We start from the raw sequence: 20,594 nt of genomic DNA on the forward strand, positions 1-20,594 counted from the left end.
ACCGTCGCTAAACCAAACCCAAGAGCATTTGACACCCTCTGCGCACTTAATTCTTTCTGTTCCTCAAGATCATCTATAGTGCGGTCAAAATATTTTTTTAGGGCCACTATTGCTTTTTTCTCTTCTGGTGTAAGCGCTTTGCCTTGGGCCATGGCTCTGCTCCTTATTTTAGGTAAACTTCGGAGTGATTATACTATATGAAATTGATGAAAGTATCAAGTCATATGACCTGAACTATAAAGGTGAACGATCTGTGTTAGTTACACAGACTTTCTTAAAAAATTTTTAATTAGTGCCTGACCGGAAACCCGTGATTGGGCGAAAAGTTGCCCAGATACAACGCCGCAGGTGGGTGACTTTTCGTTCAATCACTAATTACCCCGGTGCCATCAAACCGGAATCAGACAATGCCCTGATCCATCATGGCGTCTGCCACTTTGACAAACCCTGCGATATTGGCCCCGTTCAAATAGTTGCCGGGCGTACCGTACGCTTCGGCCGCATCCAGGCAGGCGTGGTGGATGCTTTGCATAATGCCTTTGAGTTTGGCTTCAACCTCATCCCGGGACCATTTAATGCGCATGGAGTTCTGGGACATTTCAAGGCCGGAGACAGCCACGCCCCCGGCATTGGATGCCTTGCCCGGCGAATAGAGCAGCTTGTTATCCAGGAAAATATCAATGGCGTCGGGGGTTGACGGCATATTGGCCCCTTCGCATACAAGATACACCCCGTTGTTCACCAGGTTCCGGGCATCCTTTGCATTGATCTCATTCTGGGTGGCGGAAGGAAACGCGCAATCGGCTTTATGGTTCCACAGCGGATTGTGGTCCAACTTTGCGTCAACAGCCGTGTATTGGGCCTTGGGATACTTTCCCACATACTCTTTAATACGTGCCCGCTTAACATTTTTAAGATACATAACCCACTGCAGACGGGTTTCATCAATGCCTTCCTCATCATAAATATAGCCGCTGGAATCGGACAGGGTCACCACCTTTCCCCCCAGTTGGTTGATCTTTTCGGTGGTATACTGGGCCACGTTGCCGGCACCTGATACCAGGCAGATTTTACCTTTCAAGCTGTCATTGCGGGTGGCCATCATCTCATCGGCAAAAAAAACAGAGCCGTAACCTGTGGCCTCGGGCCGGATCAGCGAGCCACCCCAGTTCAGGGCCTTGCCCGTAAGCACGCCTGAAAACTCATTTTTCAACTTTTTATACATACCGAACAGATAGCCGATCTCCCGGCCCCCCACCCCGATATCTCCTGCCGGGACATCCGTGTCATGGCCGATATGACGGTACAATTCAGTCATAAAACTCTGGCAGAACCGCATCACCTCAAAATCGGATTTTCCCTTGGGGTCAAAGTCGGACCCGCCTTTGCCGCCGCCCATGGGAAGCGTGGTCAACGCGTTCTTAAATACCTGCTCAAAGGCAAGGAATTTCAAAATGGAAAGGTTCACGGACGGATGAAATCTTAAGCCCCCCTTGTAAGGACCGATGGCGGAATTCATCTGAATGCGAAATCCTCTGTTCACCTGCACCTGGCCCTGGTCATCCACCCAAGGCACCCGGAACTGAATCACACGCTCCGGCTCCACTATGCGCTCCATGACTCCTGCATGCCGGTATTCCGGATTTTTATCAAGCACCGGTTTGACGGATCCCATCACTTCGTGAACGGCCTGGTGAAATTCTTTTTCATAGGGATCTCTACCTCTGACAATATCCATTACGGTTCCCATATTAAATCGTCTCCTATATATAAGGGTAATATTCTCCGCTTTTGAAAAAATGAACCGCGGCACCGATAAAATCGCCGACCACCTTTTGAACACATCTTGTTCTTTGATTTTACCATGGCTATAGAAGGCCATGAAAGCAAAATTTTCGGTAATCCGTGTTTGATGCGTATATTGACAAGCCAGCCGGACGTGATAGGATGCCCAAAGTTTTTTTAACGCCTAACAGGATATGAATATCATGACCCAGGAGACCGTGTTTCGCCCTTCAGGCCGGGAACGGGTAATTGTCATGAATACCCCACCTTCAATTCCCGGATTATTTGCCCGGATGATCTTCCTGTCCATGGTTCGCCCCATAACCCCGGCCCCGGATACGATTCTTGAAAAAGCCTGTGTGGTTTATCCCAATGTCCCCATTGATCCGGATAAGGTAAACAGATTCAAACAGGTATGCGGATACGACATGGGCAGAGCCGGTGTGCCGGCAGCCTTTATCCAGTCCCTGTTCATCGGCATGATGTCACGGTTCATATCGGCTTCGTGCTTTCCCATCAGCCCCATGGGGCTTATCCAGACCGGTCAGTCCTTCGATCTGATCCAGCCGGTGTCACCAGGTCAGAAAATGGATCTTTACTGCCGGATTCTGGATATGACCCGGACAGAAAAGGGTATCACCTCCCGGTTTCTCATGGAAGCGGCCATGGCAGAGGACAATCCTGCAACCAAAGCATTTTCAAAACCAGAGGAAAAAGAACTGGTATGGCAGGGAACAGCCACATACTTCACCCGGTCCAAAACAAGGAAGTCAAAGGGGAAAAAGCCTCCGCCCCAGGAGATCCCTTTGCCGGTAAGGGAAATTATTGAAGTGCCCGGCAATACGGGCCGGTGTTATGCGGACGTATCCCGGGATTTCAACCCCCATCACCTCTACACCTGGACGGCCCGGCTCATGGGCTTTAAACACCCCATTGCCCACGGCATCTGGAGCATGGCCCGGGCCGGCGCAAGCCTTGAAAAGGCTGCTGGCTATCCAAAACTCACAGGGATGAACGGGGCACTGAAACTACCGATTTTCATGCCGGCACAGATCACGCTTGGATATACTTTTTCGGGAACCAATGCCCTGTTTGAACTGCGAGACAAAGCAAAAGGCGTCCCGCACCTGAAAGGCAGTTTTCGGTTTTCGCCAACAGACATCTGATACCAAACAGCATCTGAAAGGACATTATGGGATCCGCCTTTGCGCTGGCATGTGCATTCTTCTGGGCTTTTGCCGTTATCCTGTTTAAAAAAGCAGGGGAAAGCTTCTCGCCCATTGCCCTGAATATTTATAAAAGTATTGTGGCCATGGCACTGATCGGCCTGACCATGTTCGTGATGGGCGTCCCTTTTTTCCCCGATGTGACACCGCGTGTATGGTGGATTCTTATCCTGTCGGGATTATTGGGCATTACCCTGGCTGACATATTTTACTTTTCCGCCCTGAACCGCCTGGGTGCCGGGATGGTGGCGGTGGTGGAGTGCCTGTATCTGCCCGGCGTTCTCGTATTTTCCTATATTCTTTTAAGTGAGCGTATGGGTATTTGGGGGATCATCGGCAGTGGTCTGGTCCTTTGTGCCATACTGGTAGGCGCTGTTCCCCTACAGGATTTAAACTCCGGCAACAGACGCAAAGGCCAAAATCTGTTGGGAATTTGCGCAGGCTCCCTTGCCATGATGTTCATGGCGCTGGGCATTGTGATTGCCAAGGATGTACTGGACCAGGCCGATGTATTCTGGGCCACCTTTATCCGGGTGACGGCCGGGTTAATCGGCCTTGTCCCCATTGTGCTGTGCCATCCGGAACGAATACGGTTTGCCCGGGAACTTAAATTTTCAAAAGCCTGGTTCAATGCCTTTCCGGCAACGGTGAGCGGCAACTACATTGCCCTGGTGCTCTGGGTAGCGGGGATGAAATACACCACGGCATCCAGGGCCGCAGTTCTAAATCAGATGTCCACCATCTTTCTTTTCATCCTGGCCACGGTATGGCTTAAGGAAAAAATGACGGCCCAGCGGCTGGCCGCCATTGTGCTGGCGGTGGCCGGGGCTTATCTTGTAATTTTTAATTAATGATTGACCCAAAAGACGGGTTTAAAAAGTCTCTTTAAATCACGCCGGATTTGTTGTAATCAATGGGCATGGAGGAGACAACAAAACCGTTACCCATGCGTGTGGCCATCGTGGATGATGAGCCCATTGCATGCAGAGAAATAGAGCGAGGCCTTAGCCGCCGGGCCGATTATGAGATTGAATCATTTGCGGATGGACACGCTTTTGTGCAGCGCATGAAGGCCGTGCACTTTGATCTGCTGCTGTGTGACTTGAAACTGCCGGGCATGGATGGCATGGAGGTGCTTTCCACGGTTAAAAAGTTATCCCCTGACACCGAAGTAATTATTTTCACGGGTTTCGGTTCCATTGAAACCGCAATTGAGGCGGTCCAGGCAGGTGCCTTTCACTTTCTGGTCAAGCCTGTGAAAATGGATCTGCTCTTCTCTTTAAGCCAGCGGGCGCTCAAGGCGGTCCAGCTTATTCGGGAAACAGAAGCGCTTAAAAAAGCATTGATCAAGCAGTCCCGGGAGCAGTTTCTCATTGGCCACTCCCCGGCCATCCAGGAAGTACTCCAGATGATTGACAAGGTCAAATCGTTGAACTGCAGCGTTTTAATTGAAGGGGAGAGCGGTACCGGAAAGGAGCTTGTGGCCCGGGCTCTTCATTTTTTAGGAACACGCAAAAAGGAGCCGTTTATTGCCTTTTCCTGCGGCGGTTTTTCCGATGATCTGATTACCAACGAATTGTTCGGTCATGAAAAAGGCGCTTTTACCGGGGCGGTGAGCACCAAGATCGGATTGCTGGAATCCGCAGACAAAGGCACGATTTTTTTAGATGAAATCGGCATGATGCCACCGAACATGCAGGTAAAGCTTTTACGGTTCATCCAGGAAAGAAATCTTCTGCGGGTGGGAGGAACCAAGCCCATTGCGGTGGATGCCCGCCTGGTCGCCGCCGGTAACCACGATCTCAAAAAAGAAGTTGAACTCAATAACTTCAGGGAGGATCTCTACTACCGTCTCAATGTGGTATCCATTATGCTGCCACCCCTGCGGCACCGCAAGGAAGACATTCCCCTGCTCATCCAGCATTTTCTGACCCGGTACAACAAACAGTTCAAAAAAGAGATCTCCGGCGTGGACAAAAAGGCCATGGCGGTCCTCAACCAGTATCCTTTTCCAGGCAATGTCCGAGAGCTTGAAAATATCATTGAACGGGGCGTAGCCCTGACCGAAAACAAATATATCGGATGTGAGGACCTGCCCCGGGACCTGATGGAACTTTCATTTACCAGTGTGGATGAATCGCAGCTTGAGTCCCTGGAAAATGTTGAAAAAAAATACATTGAAAAGGTTCTTGAAAAAACCGCGTTCAACAAAGGTAAAGCCGCCCAGATCCTGAATCTTCCCAGAACTACCCTGTGGCGGAAGATGAAAAAGTATCGTTTGGAATAATCTGTTCTGTTTCAAATCAAAAAATTTCATCATTGTTACTATTCCGAGCATATAAAAATCAGAATCCTAATAGTTGAAATCTTCAACTAACATCTCAAATGGCCTTAATCGTCAAACTTTTAAAAAATTAAATTTTATATAAAATTAATTTTTAAAACTTGGACAGAACCACAAGATATGGTATTTGGATTCATTCTAATATTAGGGGACACTGCATATGAGTCTCGATAATTGCAAAATTTGAATAACAAATCATACTGATTCTCGTCAAATCCCTTTTAAGAGGAAGCATATATGAGAAAGCTTAACGATATAAAAATTGGTATTAAACTGATTGCGACCTTTTTGATGGTCGGAATTCTGCCGCTGACGATTTTAGGGGTTGTATCTGTCGGCCTATCAAATAAGGCACTTTCAATTCAGGCATTCAATCAACTCGAAGCTGTGCGGCAGATAAAAAAAAAGAATATTGAAGACTATTTTCAAACTATTGAAAATCAAATCCTTACATTTTCAGAGAATCAAATGATTGTGGATGCCATGATCGGGTTTTCAGAAGAATTCAGACAGGTTAGTGATACCGCTCAAGATAGTGCACAAGTCGGCGAAACGATGACGGCAAAAGTCATGAATTATTATACTAATGCTTTTTACAAGGAATATAAGTCTCAAAATTCCGATACCACTCTTGATGTGGGGAATCTTCTTAATCAACTTGATCAAAACACTGTTGCACTTCAGTATTATTATATCGCAGCCAATAAATACCCATTGGGATCTAAACATATGCTTGATAAGGCATCGGATTCTTCCAATTATTCAAAACGACATGCTAAAATTCATCCGATCGTCCGGAACTACCTTGAAAAATTTGGTTACTACGATATTTTCCTCATTGATCACAAGACAGGATATATTGTTTACTCTGTTTTTAAAGAACTTGATTATGCAACTTCCCTTAAAAATGGCCCCTATTCAAACACCAATTTCGCCCAAGCCTTTAAAAAGGCTGCTCAAGCAACAAAAAAGGATTTTGTGATCCTGGAGGATTATAAGAAGTATACTCCTTCCTACGAAGCACCGGCAAGCTTCATTGCCTCTCCCATATTTGATGGTGATAAAAAAGTGGGCGTAGCAATTTTTCAGATGCCCCTTGACCGGATCAACAAACTTATGACTCAAAGGGAAGGATTAGGTGAGACTGGAGAAACCTATCTTATTGGCCCGGATAAGCTCATGAGATCTGATTCATATTTAGACCCGGAAAATCATTCGGTAAAGGCGTCATGGGCCAATCCAGAAAAGGGTTCGGTCAATACCGAAGCAGCGGATGATGTTCTATCTGGAAAAACCGGTAAAAAAATTATTATCGATTACAATAAGAACCCTGTTTTGTCTGCATATACGCCTATCCATGTAGGAGGTATAACCTGGGGATTACTTGCAGAAATTGATAAAGCTGAAGCTTTTGCTTCAGTAAAATCAATAAAAATTGACGTAGTCATTATAGCCATGGTGTCAATAGTTCTAATATTTCTGATTGCCGTATTCTTAAGTCGATCGATTACAAGACCCATCAAAAAGGGCGTGGCCATGGCTATAGAAATGGCCAATGGTGATTTAACCCAGCAACTGGATATTGATCAAGAGGATGAGATCGGTATTTTGGCAAAATCATTAAATGACATGTCATCTAAACTAAGGCAGATGTTCAACGATATTTCAAGGGGAACTCAAACGTTAACTGCTTCTTCGACAGAGTTATCAGCTATTTCCGAACAGATGTCAACAAACGCGGAGCAAACAGCTGAAAAATCCAATAGTGTAGCAGCTGCAGCAGAAGAGATGAGTACAAATATGAATAGTGTAGCAGCTGCAACCGAGCAAACCACTGCTAATATCCAAATGATTGTCTCAGCAGCAGGAGAAATGACCGCAACTATTCAAGAAGTTTCAAATAATACTGCCAAGAGCAGTGAGACAACAGCATTCGCTGTGGAAAAAGCCAATACAGTTTCACAAAAAGTGGAGGCACTGGGGACAGCTGCATCCGAAATTAATAAGGTAACTGATACGATATCTGAAATTTCTGAGCAGACCAATCTTCTAGCATTAAATGCAACAATTGAAGCCGCAAGAGCTGGCGATGCCGGGAAGGGTTTTGCAGTAGTTGCAAGCGAAATTAAGGCGCTTGCCCAACAAACAGCTGAAGCTACAAATGAAATTAGTTCTAAAATTGCAGGTGTACAGACAACCACCCGGGAATCTGTGGAAGCAATTGAGTCAATTGTCACAGTTATAAATGAAATTAACTCTATTGTCAGTACTGTGGCAACAGCGATTGAAGAACAATCTGCTACTACGCAAGAAATTTCAAACAATGTAAGTCAGGCTGCCTTGGGACTAAACGAAGTGAATGAAAATGTGAACCAGACATCAATGGTCGCCGCAGAGGTTACACAAGACATTACCCAAGTCAGTCAAGCAGCCGAAGAAATGAGCACAGGCAGCCGCCAAGTCGAAACGAGTGCAGGCGAATTGTCAGAAATAGCAAAAAAACTTAAGGATCTGGTAGACCGTTTTAAAATTTAAAACCGTGAGGACTTATCTTTCAATTGTATTAAAAATACCAAGAATCAATTTAACATGACCATCGACACCGTATGAACCATTCGAAATTGACACAACTACAGGATAGTCTCATGTGATTGCCCTTCGTTCAACTCTCTTTTTCAGTTCATTTTGAAATAACATCTCGTTTCATTTTGAACCATCAACGGATTTGTCTATGGAAACGCCCTGTTATAATGCGCATTTCATAAAACTTTCAGATGGCATGAATCTTGTAGCCTTTTATGGTGTCAACCGTGGAGTACTGCAGTAACTTCACTGCTGTCCAGGACAGGGTTCAGTACGCCGCCGATCAATGATTTTTATTAAAAATTGGACATAACAGGTGAATACCGAAAACATACTCGTTCTTTTTTCCACCCAAAGCCCGGATCTGAAAGCATTATACCACGGCATCGCCCTTGTGGAGCGTATCAAGGCCAGGCTTTTTGTGCTTCTGATCCACAATTGTGATGCTATTGGGCTGCGCAAGCCGCCATCCCTTGAAAATGCATGTATGGATATCGTCAGGCAGGCCAGACAGGAAAAGATGCCGGTTTTCTTCTATTCAGGCGAGGGCGGAGTGCAGTCTGAACTTATGAAAATTATAAAAAAGGAGCACATCGACCTGATTCTCATAGATGCCGATGATCAAAATATGGAAGATGCCGTAAAAAAGATTAAAGCAGATATGCCGGTTAAGGTCATAAAGGTTAAAGAGAAATCGGCACTATAGGATCATGAAGTCTGCACCTTTATCCCGTTATGATCCTCGCACCGGGATGGAAGATGCAGACAACAACTTACATTTTATCTAAGAATGAGCACCGAAGACCCGGCATCGTCGATCAGTTTTGTAACGCCCTGGCGGGCAAACAGTTTTTGAAGCCGGGATTTTTCTCCCATCCACAGACAGATCAGATAGTTTTTGGCATACCGGGAAAAAAACGCCGTCATGGTTTTGTCCTCCACCAGTCTTACCAGGGTGTTAATTCCTTTGGCCTGGTAGTATTGAACCAGATGGTCCATCTGCCGGTCCACCACATCCTTGAGTTCACCTGAATGGGTGATGCCCACAAGCTCAAGCCCGGCTTGGTAACCGGTTGTTAACTGGCTGACCATCTCAAGGGAGGCCTGGCTGATATTTTCCTGATCCAGGCAACACACTACGCGCTTGGGCCGGGATTCCCCCTTGACCGCTAAAACGGAACAGGCCGCTTCATTGGCAACCGTCCTACACAGGGGTGTGGCTTCATGGTTTCCCATGACAATAAGGGTGGCGCCGGCATCTGCGGCTTCCCCAAGCACCTGCGGCCCCGGGCTGCCCTGGCGGACACGCACGGATAGGTTTTTAAAGCGGCCCTGGAGAACCTCCAAATTTTCATAAACACCCGGAGCGGACATCACTGTTTTGGATACCCGCCGGTCCGGGGTGTAAGGGCAGTCGTCTCCTAAATCCGCAAACATAGTTAAAAAAGCCTGCTTATACACAAGCATCTGTGCCATGGCACTGTCACATGAACGGTTGCCGCCATTGGCATCGATACCTAAAAGGGTCACATCTGCCCAGGTCTGCCGGGCGATAGCTGCCGCTTCCACCAGGACCTGCCGGTTTTGTTCACCGTCTTCGGCATCATTATTCAACACGGTTAATATATTCATTGATATCTCCTTTTCTGGCCAAAATGCTTACTGCCAGAACATCATTACCGGTGATTCCATTCTTGCCAGAAGTTCCATGCAGGGCTGATCTTCCGCCAGGTCTTTGTGTCCGATGACCGAGGCAACCAGGCCGCAGGGGCCAAGTTCTTTGGCCAGAAGTGTTGCAGGGCCCGTAACAGCCTGAATAGCGGTATAAGGACAATTGGCGTTTTTCAGACTGTCTTCCACCTGGGTAAAAAATGCGTTGGCGTTCTCTTGGGCGCTCTTAAATTCAAGGGCTTTTATATGATGGGGATGCCAAATAAAAACCTTAAGGGGCAGGCCGCTTTGGGTGATAAAATAGGACAGCACAGGCATGAGTAACCCAAGGTCATGCCCCTGGGTCAGCACCAGGACCATGGATTCCAAAGGGATCAAATTTTTTACCAGGATGCTTGGCAAAGGCATTTTACGAAGCAGTTGGGATTTCACGGCCTGGTGAAAATCGGCAGTATTGTCAGTTGCCAGCAATCCTTCCACAAAAATATCATAATTGCCTGTGTGGGCCTCCAAAAGCGTCTCTTCTGTTTTATCCCCGATGCGTATTTTGGGAAGTCCCAGGGCTGGAAATTTTATATTTTCCATGTCGATCAGCGCTTTGATCTTTTGCCGGCCGTCCTCTTCGAGTGCGGTTTCCCAGCTTCTCTGGACCCAGCCGGTACCGGGAAGCCGGCCTTTGGGGCCGGGATCTTCCACATGCAGGGCTGAAAGTGCCATGTCAAAATTGCGTACGGCATTGCAGGCATATCTTAACGCAATGCTGGAGGCCAGATCTTTGTCCAGGGTAATAAGGGTGCGTATCATAATTATTTAAATTCTCCTGACAAACACTATTTGATATTGTTTTCAGCCCGCTCAATGACGGCAAAAATTTCACCAAGCTTGAAAGGCTTTGCGAGGAAATCAAACACCCCTTTTTTAAAAGACTCTTTAGCGGTTTCCAGGGTGGCAAAGCCGGTGATGACAATAACCTGTGTATCCGGATGCTGTTTTTTGACCTCGGTGAAAAACTGCATGCCGTCAATACCTTCCATTTTCAGGTCTGTGATGACGATATCAAAGGGGGTATGCGTTACGATTTCAAGGGCCTTAACGCTGTCACAACTGGTTTGAACTTCATACCCTTTCCTATCCAGGGACGCCTTGAGCCGCTTGCACACAATGGGTTCATCGTCCAAAATAAAAATGCTTGTTTTTCTTTCTTTTTCCAATGGTATCCTCCTTAAATACGACCTAAAATTTTAGGCTATATTGGGACAGGTTTAATCTGATCCCAAGCTTAACGCCCAGAAATCATCCACATATTTTTTCACGTACGTGTCATTGAGCATTTTGACATCCAGCTGCCGGGTAAACGCCACCAGTTCCCCCACAAGAACAAGGCTTTCTTCCATGCGCTCCCAACTCATTTTTTTGGTCTTGGCCACCAGCAGATCATTGTCCTGTTTCATACTGAAATGGGCCTTTTCCAACACCTGGGCCAGAAAGCTTACCCGCCGGGTGCGCCGCCCCGCATCGGTCACCCCGCCGAAAAACCGGAAATAGATATAATTGTCATTTGGATTGGGGCCCATATAGGCATCAATCATGTTGAAATGGTAGCCCAGGCGCAGACTGATGTTGATATACTCCTTGGACATCACCACCAGATTCTGGCCGATGGAGCCGGGGCGGGTCTGGTGGGGAGGCTGGGTTCTTGTCAGGCTGGACATAAAACTCTTAAAATCAACACTCATGGGCTCGCTGTTCCACATGCCTTTGCGGGTCAATCCTTTTAAAAATGCATTCAGGGGTACAGAGGTGATCTGTTTGGGCATCACGGCCCGGGTGCCGGCACCGGGCGCAAGCCCTTCGCCGATGTCGATGAGCATGAGATCCAGCGGAATATCCACCTTGAGTTTCTGGGCCCTGGACCGCTCATGTTTCAGATCGTAATAATTGAGATTGATCAGCTCTTCCACCGCCTTTTCATGCACAAACCGGGTGATATCGTGAAAGGTTTGGCAAAAGCGCGGGGAAAACCGTTTGTCCTCGGGATCCACAAAGGTCAACGGCGATATTTTTTTCAATACCCGTTTCAACAGACGATACTCATAAGTGTCGGCAAAGTTGTCGTCAGCGAAAACGTAGTAACAGAGCGCCTTGGCAGAGCCGTCGTACACCACCTTGCCCTCGGTATCCAACGTGATCTCCTGACCCTGTTTCAGCTTGCTTGTGGCAATGCCTGTATCTACCAGGGTGGGCACCCTGAACTCCCTTGCAATGGTGGCCATGTGGCCGGCAGGGGACCCGATGTCCGTGATGATCCCTGCGGCATATTTGGCAATCATGGCAAACTTGGGCGATGCATGCCGGGTGACCAGGATGGCCCCTGGTGGGAAATCATCGAGATCCCGGCCGTCTTCATACAAAAACACCTTGCCGATGGCGATACCATCCTGGGCGACCATGCCTTTGCCTGAGAATACGATGTCGTATTTTTCCTTGATCTTAGGGATATCGCACACCATCCGGCTCATTTTTTCCTTGATATTCAAGGGCCTGGATTGCAGAATCCAGATCTTTCCTGAGGCATCAACGGAAAATTCGATATCTTGAGGCGCTCTGAAGTAACGTTCCACCATGATGCCGATTTCAGCCAGGCGGGCGGCCTGCTCCTGGGTCAGACAGGGAGCGGATTGCAACGTTTCGGGCACATCTTTCTGGCCCACCCCGCCATGGGGCAGCGCCACCAGGCACTGCTTTTTATCGCCCACGGTCATGTGGGAAATCTTGTGGGGGGCTTCTCTATCCACATCATAGTTGTCAAAGACGGCCCGGCCCGAAACAAGGGGGGAACCAAGGCCTAATGCGACATTGATCTTTATGCGATTTTCTTCGGGACGGACCGGATCAAGGGTATAAAGGACGCCGGACATCTTTGGCTGTACCATCTCTAGGCAACCCACAGCCATGGCCATTTCGTGCTCTTCAAAGCCGTTGGCATCCCGGTAGGCCATAGCCTCCCGGCTGTAGGCACTGCTCACCACGGTTTTATAGCTTTTAAAAAAATCATCGGCACAGGTGTTGATGCAACTGGTGTACTGGCCGGCAAAACTGTTTTTGCCGTCCTCACCCACGGCACTGCTTCGCACCGCCAGACGCAATTTTCTTTTCGAGCCCCATCCGGCCAGTTTTTTTAGTGCCTTCTGGATCTCTTTTTTCATTCCCGGTGGTACAACGGCACTGTCAATGCGCCGCCTGATTTCTTCGGACGCTTTTTTTGCAGAGATCTGTTTTTCCTTCCACTGGATGGTAAGAGATTCAATTTCCCGCTCTAAGCCGTTGTAAGCCAGAAACCAGTGAAAGGCCGAGGAGGTGACGGCAAACCCATCCGGCACATTGAGGTCCAGCACATTTTTAAGCTGGGCCAGGTTGGCGTTTTTGGCCCCCACCTGTTCCTCAAGATCTGCGGTGATAAAGGTATCGGCAATGGTGCATTGCCGGTCCGGCCGCAGGCTGGATTTGCCTTCAAGCATCTCCTGAATCCCGGTGTTGATGCGCCAGAACGCATCATCAAGTCCGGGGTATCTGTCCTGGGCGATAAAATTAAAATGATGAATCAGTTTGTAGACAAGGCTTGCGATCTCCTGGCAGCTGGTGTGGATATAGTGGGTGTCGAAAATATAATCTCCCCCCAGCTTGTCACCCATGCCGGTCATCAGATCCAGGATCTGGTTATTGGAATCCAGAAGCCGCCTGAAACTTGAAAACACTTCAAATATGGAGCGCTGTTCAGCCTGGAGCTGTTTTCTGCCCCACAGGCGGCCTATAGATTTTAGATCCAAAAACTTTGCCATGGTTACAAAGATCCCGATTAATGGCCTTCGTTGCTGCCCTGGAAGATCAGGCCGGTGAGAAGCCCTGCAGCCAGGGCAATGATTACCGACACAATACCATAAAGCAGCGGTTTGCCAAAAGCCAGAGATGCCAGGAACTTGGGAAACCCTGTTTCTTCGACATCAACACTTGTCTGGTCCTTGGACACAACAGCGCCGTCTTTTACCGTAAAGACCTCCACCTGGTAGCTGCCCGGTTTTAATCCGGACGGAATGGAGATCTTTGCAGAAAACGGTTTCAACTCATTGGTTGGCGTTTGGTAAGCCACCTCGCCAAACCCGGACGCATAAGCCCCGTGCTTGGATTTGAGTTTGACAAACTCGTCAAAAAGAAAGGTTTTGTCTCCAGAGGCAGGTGTAATCTCTATCTGGTTTATCAAAGAGGGTATGCCTAAGTTTAACCCCTTCCACTGGTCGGATTCTTTGGTCAAAGATTGGGGGGTTGCCACCATGAAAATATCCGGGCAGTGGTGAAAGGTTACGGTACCCATATTCATCCACAGGATACCCATGGCTTTTCCCTTCTCTTTTAAAGCCACGTCCTGTTCGCCGGATTTAAAGCGGACCACAGCATCGGCATCTTTAGGGATTGTTCCTTCTACCTTAATGTCAATGCCGTTAAAAGATGCCCCGATGTTGATGGCCGAAGGGGTCACCGTCACCGTGCCGGGTACGGCTGCCGACGCAAGCCCAGGCAGGCAGATAAGCATAAGCAACAAAGCTCCTGCCACAGCTTTTTGGGATAATTTCATTTTAATGCCCTCCTGCAAATGCCAATAAAATATCGGGGGTCACCAAAAGATCAAACAGCATTTTGAGCATCACCACAAGCACAAGGCTTGCCAGAAGAATCTTGAGCTGTTCGCCTTTAAGTTTTTTGCTCACCTTGACACCGAGCTGGGCCCCAAGCGTGGAGCCTAAAAGCAGGATCAGCGCCAGGATGAAATCCACGGTATGGTTGGTGGTCGCCTGCATGATGGTCACGTCAATACAGGTGAAAAGAATCTGAAAAAGACTTGTTCCCACTACCACATGCATGGGCATGCGAAGCAGATAGACCATGACCGGTACCATCAGAAAACCGCCGCCGACCCCCATGATGGCCGCAAGGATACCCACAAAGGTACCCAGGATCAGGGGCAGCAGTACGGACAATTCCACGCCGGACTTTTCAAACCGGGTCTGGAAGGGCAGTTTTTTAACCAGTTGCATATACATGGACTCTTTACGAGGCTTTTCATTCACATCAATGGTTTCGGAGGCCGGCGCTTTGGACTTTCGCAAAGACTGCAGACTTTCGATGAACATGTAAGATCCCACAAACCCCAGCATCAGGACATAGGTGACCTGGATAAGAAAGTCGGCATTGCCCAGGGCCCGTAAAATCTTAATTACATGAACGCCCAGCGTGCCGCCGATGATCCCGCCCACAAGGAGCAAAATCCCCATTTTAAAATCCACATTGCCCAGGCGGTAATGGGCCAGGGTGCCTGAGGTGGAGGCGCCCACAATCTGGTTGGAATCCGAAGCTGCTGCAATGGTCGGCGGAATGCCGATCATGATTAGAAGCGGGGTCATCAGAAAACCGCCGCCAACGCCAAAGATGCCGGAAAGCAGCCCCACAAATCCCCCCATGGCAAACACCTCAAGGGTATTGATGCTAAGGCCTGCAATCGGCAGATACAAATGCCACATCTTAAAGTTTCTCCTCTTTTAGGTTTAAATTTGGGCGACCCTTTACCGCACCGGCAGCGCGTCTATTTAAGGTGCCCGCGCTTTTAAAAATCTTTTAAAAATCGTGGATAGCAAAATAAATGCCATCAACCCAAAGTCAGGGAAGGACGCGGGAAACCCCTTGTCTAATCAGGGTTCCAAAATTTTTTTTGTGATATGGGCAAAAATTTTAAAGGAAATGTGCCCGGCTGGCCGCCGGGAAAGGTGACCAGCCGAAAAGATTAGTTCATTTTGAAACATAGAGGCCCATGAGCCGGTTCAAAAAGGATAGGTAAACACTGTCTTTATATATACGGATAGGATGTTTCAAATCGAAACATTTTCTTGATCATCGGTAACTGCGGGAAGCAATATAATAAAACAGGCGCCCTGGCCCTTGTCACTTTCAACAGCCACATGCCCGTCGTGCTTTTTAATGATGCCGTAAACAATGCTTAAGCCCAACCCGGTCCCTCTGCCCACGGATTTGGTGGTGAAAAACGGATCAAATATCTGGGCCAGGTTTTCAGGGGCGATGCCCTGGCCGGAGTCCTTGAACCGTATCCGTATCCGGCCATCTTCCTGCACGTCTGCGGTAATAGAAATATCGCCGCCGGCGGGCATGGCAGCCATGGCATTGGAAAACAGATTGATAAATACCTGCTCCAGGTTGTGCAGGTTGCCCCTGATGGCCGGAAGAGTCTCCGGGATATCCGTGGTCAGGCGAATCCTGTTGACCATGAGCTGGTTTCTCACCAACCCCAGGGTGCCGGAAATTACGTCAGACACGGAGATCCGAGACATGACGGTTTGATCGCTGCGTGAAAAATCCAGCAAATTTTTAACCACACCGCTTGCCCGGGAGGTCTGGGTGATAATGTCATGGATCATCTCCCGGGTCTCGGTACCGGAAAGGTCTTCAAACCCTTCAAGCAAGCCGTCGGCGGTAAGCGAAATATTATTGAGCGGATTGTTGATCTCATGGGCTATCCCAGATGTAAAGGTGCCGATGGAGGCAAGCTTTCTGGACTGGACCAGCTGCTCCTGCTTTTCATCCAGTTCCCGGACCATCTGGTTGAAACCGGCAATCAGTTGTGAAATTTCATCGTGTTTGGGCGCCTCTTCCATGATGGTTTTAAACTGTCCCTTGGGGATGCTTTTGGTGGCCAGGGTCACCTGCTTTAATCGTTTGAGCAGGCTTTTTGCTTCAAACAGAAACAAACCGGCAACACAAAAAATAAATCCCCCCACGGCGATAATGGAAAAGGAAACCATATATTCAAGGGACCGGTTGATTCGTTCGCGTTTCTTGACCAGAAGTCCCTCGCAGAACGCCACCATATCACTGCCAAGGGAGCGGATTTGGGCGACTTTGGCAGTGTCCAGTCGATTTTTGCCCGTCCCTATAAGTGCTTTATATGTTTCAAACTTCTTTTTAAAGTCGTTATACCGGTCAATACCTGCCACCATGCTGATGGAGTCTGAAAGGCTTGTGATATCGCTTTGGGTGCGGTGCAGGTAATCCTGAAGTTCCACAACGATTTTGTCCTGGTATCCGTAAAGAATGGTATTTTTTTCATACCGCCGGATTTCAAGGATATTGTCTAAAAGACCGTGAAACTGGTCTAAAACAACCATTTTATTTTTCAAAGTCATGATGTTCAGGCCAAAGGCCATGCTTAAGACACTGACAAAAATAAGACTGGCAACAAAGCCTAATATAATCTTGGTTCGGATGGTGACGGGCATATAAATTTCCTCTTTTCAACAGCGTGACAATAATTAGAAGTCTTAATTATCACAGCATAAATCATACCATCAACCATAACATTGAAAAATCTAATATTATCAAGCGGGTGTCTATTTTTTCCATCAGATCCCTTCCGCTTAATTAGTGACTTTTCGTTCAATCACAGGTTTCCGTTTGGCATGCTTTATGCTGACGTTTTGACGGTTTGTTTTTTTACATTTAAGGAGGCGTTATGCATACGTTGTTAATCGTTATTTTTGTTCTGGCCTATTCGGCAATTGCCTTTGAGCATCCGCTCAGGGTAAACAAGTCGGCTTCCGCGCTGCTGGGTGCCGGCATCATGTGGACCATTTACGCAGTTGCCACAGGCAATCATCACCTTGTGACAGAACAGCTCAATGAAAATCTTGCAGCCACGGCCCAGATTATCTTTTTTCTGCTCGGAGCCATGACCATTGTTGAGCTGGTGGATGCCCATGACGGCTTTGAAGTGATCACTTCCCGGATTACCACCACAAGCCAAAGTGTTTTGATTGTACTCATTGGCCTTGTCACCTTTTTTCTTTCAGCCATGCTGGATAACCTGACCACCACCATTGTCATGGTGTCATTAACCAAAAAACTTCTGGACAAACATGATGACCGGCTGATCTTTGCAGGAGTTATTGTGATTGCCGCCAATGCCGGCGGGGCCTGGTCACCCATTGGAGATGTCACCACAACCATGCTTTGGATCGGCGGCCAAATCAGTTCAATGGGTGTACTTCAATCGGTCTTCCTGGCATCGGTTGCCGATCTTATTATTCCCTTGATTGTTGTCAGCTTTATGCTGCGGGGCAAGACCGTGGGAGAAAAAGCGGAACAAAACGGACTAAAGACAACCACCAAATTTGAACGTAACCTGATGTTCATTGTCGGGTTGGGGTCGTTGGTCATGGTGCCGATATTTAAGGAGACAACACATTTACCACCCTTTATGGGAATACTGTGCGGACTTGGTGTTCTCTGGGTGGTGGGAGAGCTTGTCCACAGACAAAAGACCGACGAAATGAAACAGCCTTTGACCATGGTGCATGCCCTGACCAAAATCGATATGGCGTCCATTGTCTTTTTCATCGGGATTCTGCTGGCAGTGGCAACGCTGGAGGATTCACACATTCTGACCATCCTGGCGACCTGGCTGAATCAGACCATTGGAAACCAGAGTATTATCGTTGCCGTGATCGGTGTGATCAGTTCGATTATCGACAATGTCCCCCTGGTGGCCGCGTCCATGGGGATGTACGATATCCATCAATTTGCCACAGACAATTTTTTGTGGACCTTCCTGGCGTTCTGTGCCGGAACCGGCGGATCTTTGCTGATCATTGGTTCGGCGGCCGGCGTTGCTGCCATGGGCCTGGAGAAAATCAACTTTTTCTGGTACGTGAAAAAAATCAGCGGACTGGCAGTGCTGGGTTATATTGCAGGCATACTGGTCTTTCTGGTTCAGTTTAGACTGCTCAATTAGTGGCTTAACGCTAATGAGTGCCTAAGCAAAATCCGTTTTTGAACGAAAAGCCGCCCAGATGCAAAACCCAGACGAGTGACTTTTCGTTCAAACACAACGGTTGGCAAAATAATCCCCCTCTCACAAAACCGTACGTACGGACCTCGAATACGTTTGAAACCTCAATACTTGATATGTTAAAAGACAAAAGCGTAAAACATAATATCCAAAGGGTCTGATTGTTTTTGGCTCTGGAAAGAGCGTATTTTTATAAGCGGATGTTCACTACCGCCATGCTCTGGGCAACACTGCGGATACTCATGTTAGAATCTTGAAACTATACAATTCTTGGAGGGGTCGTGGATAATCAACGTATACGACAAAAATTTTCAGAACTTTCAACCCCGCTTATATCAGATGCCTGCCTGCGATTAGGCATCCCTCTTCGCATAGCCCCATCTGGTATTTTTCCATTGATTCCCGGAAGTCATGTTTCCGGCCGGGCTTTGCCGGTGAGGCACTATGGAAGCGTTGATATTTTTTTAGAAGCGATGAAATCCGCACAAAAAGGTGACGTTCTTATCATAGATAACAATGGAAGATTGGACGAAGGCTGTATTGGTGATTTGACAGTTCTTGAGGCTGAAGCCTGCGAGCTGGCGGCTATCATTGTCTGGGGGAGACACCGCGATACCAAAGAACTTAAAGAAATTAATTTCCCAATTTTCAGCTATGGCATGTACCCTGCTGGTCCTCAACGACTTGATTCACGAAATCCTAACTCTCTTATTACGGCAAATTTTGGAGACATCATAGTCAGCCGCCAAGATATTGTCTTTGCCGATGAAGATGGCGTACTTTTTGTGCCAGATAACCAAATCGAAGAACTACTGTTAACAGCAAAAGAGATTTGGTCTACGGAAAGGCGTCAAGCGGATGCCATTCAATCCGGCAAAAAGCTTAGTGAGCAACTTCGATTTGACGAATATCTTGAAAGGCAATCCGCCGATCCAAGATATACATTTCGAAAGCATCTTCGAGAAATTGGAGGGGCCATTGAAGAGTGAGCAGAAATTTATTGATATTTATTTCTGCTAATCGGGATAGGATTCCCCATCACTTAGGCGCCCTGCCATACGGTATACGGATCACGTGCCAAGATGACGATGCGGCAATTGTGTTTGAGCCGGAATTGAAGAATTGGGGAGTAAGGGGTGGCCGTCCGGCAAATAAAAGGAAATATAAATGTCAAAATTTGAAGAATCACGATGGACGAATAGTGAATTCTCCCAGAACTACAGAGATGAAGCAAACATTTACCTACCTTTCCGCCGTGAATTTATTGAAACTACAAAATCACTCTATGCCTATTTCTTTGCGGCAAAAAGCGACAATAATGTATTAGACCTTGGATGTGGAGATGGTTTGTTTATAGAAGAATTATTAAAAACATTTTCCCCAAAAAGCATAACACTTGTAGATGGTTCAAATGAAATGCTCGAAGCGGCCCAAAAACGTTTAGGAAAAAGGGCAAATATCAATTTCATTCAGGCAAGCTTCCAGAGTTTATTTTCCGATGAGTTGCTGAACTCAAATTACAATTTTATTTATTCTTCATTAGCTATTCACCATCTGCCATTGGAAGAGAAAAAGCTCTTATATTCATACATATATAAACTTTTATCTCCAGGCGGGTGCTTTGTACATTATGATGTTGTTGCCCCTGTTTCGACAAAAATTGAAAACTGGTTTTTGTCACTCTGGCATCAATGGATAAAAGAGCATCCCAACAAAACGATGAGCGAAAATTTACTTGAAATTCCTGACCAATACAAAAAGAATACAGATAATCGACCGGACACACTTGGTTCTCAACTACAAGCTTTAACACAAATTGGTTTTAAAGAGGTAGATTGCTTTTTTAAACATGGTATTTTTAGCTTGTTTGGTGGTTTTAAGTAGTTTTTTTGACAAAAATCAGTGATGCGGAGGCTATTCACCGGATTGATAATCTTTACAGATAAAATTTTGGGTGACTGGTAAACACCGGCTCCCAATTCATTTTAAAAATCCCATATATTGTGCCAAGCCTTGCTGACAATCAAATTGAGACTACAAACACTAAAGCTCGCTCTCAAATTGTGGGTGGCCGAAG

Annotated in this window: 16 protein-coding genes; 8 read left to right on the forward strand and 8 right to left on the reverse strand. The window is 47.1% G+C overall.

The window, feature by feature from the left end; all coding sequences use genetic code 11:
- Positions 1–400 precede the first annotated feature (400 nt).
- On the reverse strand, positions 401–1,750 hold the full coding sequence (gdhA, locus tag B147_RS0107475) for an NADP-specific glutamate dehydrogenase (protein ID WP_026259560.1): 1,350 nt from the start codon (positions 1,748–1,750) through the stop codon (positions 401–403).
- Positions 1,751–1,988: 238 nt separating this feature from the next.
- Between gdhA and B147_RS30150 the strand changes: the two genes are divergently transcribed.
- The 5 genes from B147_RS30150 to B147_RS0107500 all read left to right on the forward strand — a co-directional run bounded on the left by B147_RS30150 (position 1,989) and on the right by B147_RS0107500 (position 8,644).
- Entirely contained in the window at positions 1,989–2,951 is a 963-nt protein-coding gene (locus B147_RS30150; RefSeq protein ID WP_020586593.1) for a MaoC/PaaZ C-terminal domain-containing protein, read from the forward strand.
- Positions 2,952–2,977: 26 nt separating this feature from the next.
- A complete protein-coding gene (locus B147_RS0107485) occupies positions 2,978–3,862 on the forward strand; it encodes a DMT family transporter (protein ID WP_020586594.1) in 885 nt (294 codons plus the stop codon).
- Between the two features lie 62 nt (positions 3,863–3,924).
- Positions 3,925–5,298 carry a sigma-54-dependent transcriptional regulator gene (locus B147_RS0107490; protein WP_020586595.1) on the forward strand — a complete coding sequence of 458 codons (1,374 nt, stop codon included), beginning with the start codon at positions 3,925–3,927 and terminating at the stop codon, positions 5,296–5,298.
- A 294-nt stretch (positions 5,299–5,592) separates the two neighbouring features.
- Positions 5,593–7,890, forward strand: a complete 2,298-nt coding sequence (locus tag B147_RS0107495; protein ID WP_020586596.1) for a methyl-accepting chemotaxis protein — start codon at positions 5,593–5,595, stop codon at positions 7,888–7,890.
- A 364-nt stretch (positions 7,891–8,254) separates the two neighbouring features.
- Positions 8,255–8,644 carry a hypothetical protein gene (locus tag B147_RS0107500; protein ID WP_020586597.1) on the forward strand — a complete coding sequence of 130 codons (390 nt, stop codon included), beginning with the start codon at positions 8,255–8,257 and terminating at the stop codon, positions 8,642–8,644.
- A 74-nt stretch (positions 8,645–8,718) separates the two neighbouring features.
- Here B147_RS0107500 and B147_RS0107505 read toward each other — a convergent pair whose 3' ends face one another.
- From B147_RS0107505 to B147_RS0107540, 7 genes are all read right to left on the reverse strand, one after another.
- Positions 8,719–9,570 carry a universal stress protein gene (locus tag B147_RS0107505; RefSeq protein ID WP_020586598.1) on the reverse strand — a complete coding sequence of 284 codons (852 nt, stop codon included), beginning with the start codon at positions 9,568–9,570 and terminating at the stop codon, positions 8,719–8,721.
- Positions 9,571–9,597: 27 nt separating this feature from the next.
- The gene (locus B147_RS0107510) at positions 9,598–10,413 is read right to left on the reverse strand and encodes an adenine nucleotide alpha hydrolase family protein (RefSeq protein ID WP_020586599.1); all 816 of its coding nucleotides are present in this window, start codon (positions 10,411–10,413) and stop codon (positions 9,598–9,600) included.
- Positions 10,414–10,439: 26 nt separating this feature from the next.
- Positions 10,440–10,820 carry a response regulator gene (locus B147_RS0107515; protein WP_020586600.1) on the reverse strand — a complete coding sequence of 127 codons (381 nt, stop codon included), beginning with the start codon at positions 10,818–10,820 and terminating at the stop codon, positions 10,440–10,442.
- Positions 10,821–10,871: 51 nt separating this feature from the next.
- Positions 10,872–13,448, reverse strand: coding sequence for a PEP/pyruvate-binding domain-containing protein (locus B147_RS0107520; protein ID WP_020586601.1), 2,577 nt, complete (start codon positions 13,446–13,448; stop codon positions 10,872–10,874).
- Positions 13,449–13,465: 17 nt separating this feature from the next.
- Complete coding sequence (locus B147_RS0107525; RefSeq protein ID WP_020586602.1) at positions 13,466–14,239, reverse strand: TIGR02186 family protein; 774 nt, start codon at positions 14,237–14,239, stop codon at positions 13,466–13,468.
- Position 14,240: 1 nt separating this feature from the next.
- Positions 14,241–15,182: a sulfite exporter TauE/SafE family protein gene (locus tag B147_RS0107530; RefSeq protein WP_020586603.1), complete on the reverse strand. Its 942-nt coding sequence runs from the start codon at positions 15,180–15,182 to the stop codon at positions 14,241–14,243.
- A 345-nt stretch (positions 15,183–15,527) separates the two neighbouring features.
- Complete coding sequence (locus B147_RS0107540) at positions 15,528–16,949, reverse strand: HAMP domain-containing histidine kinase (RefSeq protein ID WP_020586605.1); 1,422 nt, start codon at positions 16,947–16,949, stop codon at positions 15,528–15,530.
- Positions 16,950–17,182: 233 nt separating this feature from the next.
- On the opposite strand from B147_RS0107540, the gene nhaD reads away from it, so the two are divergent.
- The 3 genes from nhaD (at position 17,183) to B147_RS0107555 (ending at position 20,401) form a co-directional block, all read left to right on the forward strand.
- Positions 17,183–18,460, forward strand: a complete 1,278-nt coding sequence (gene nhaD / locus B147_RS0107545; RefSeq protein WP_020586606.1) for a sodium:proton antiporter NhaD — start codon at positions 17,183–17,185, stop codon at positions 18,458–18,460.
- A 338-nt stretch (positions 18,461–18,798) separates the two neighbouring features.
- On the forward strand, positions 18,799–19,506 hold the full coding sequence (locus B147_RS0107550; protein ID WP_033397084.1) for an RraA family protein: 708 nt from the start codon (positions 18,799–18,801) through the stop codon (positions 19,504–19,506).
- A gap of 178 nt (positions 19,507–19,684) precedes the next feature.
- Entirely contained in the window at positions 19,685–20,401 is a 717-nt protein-coding gene (locus B147_RS0107555; RefSeq protein ID WP_020586608.1) for a class I SAM-dependent methyltransferase, read from the forward strand.
- Positions 20,402–20,594: the final 193 nt, after the last annotated feature.

It is taken from the genome of Desulfobacter curvatus DSM 3379, assembly GCF_000373985.1.
GTDB classification, from domain to species: Bacteria; Desulfobacterota; Desulfobacteria; order Desulfobacterales; family Desulfobacteraceae; genus Desulfobacter; species Desulfobacter curvatus.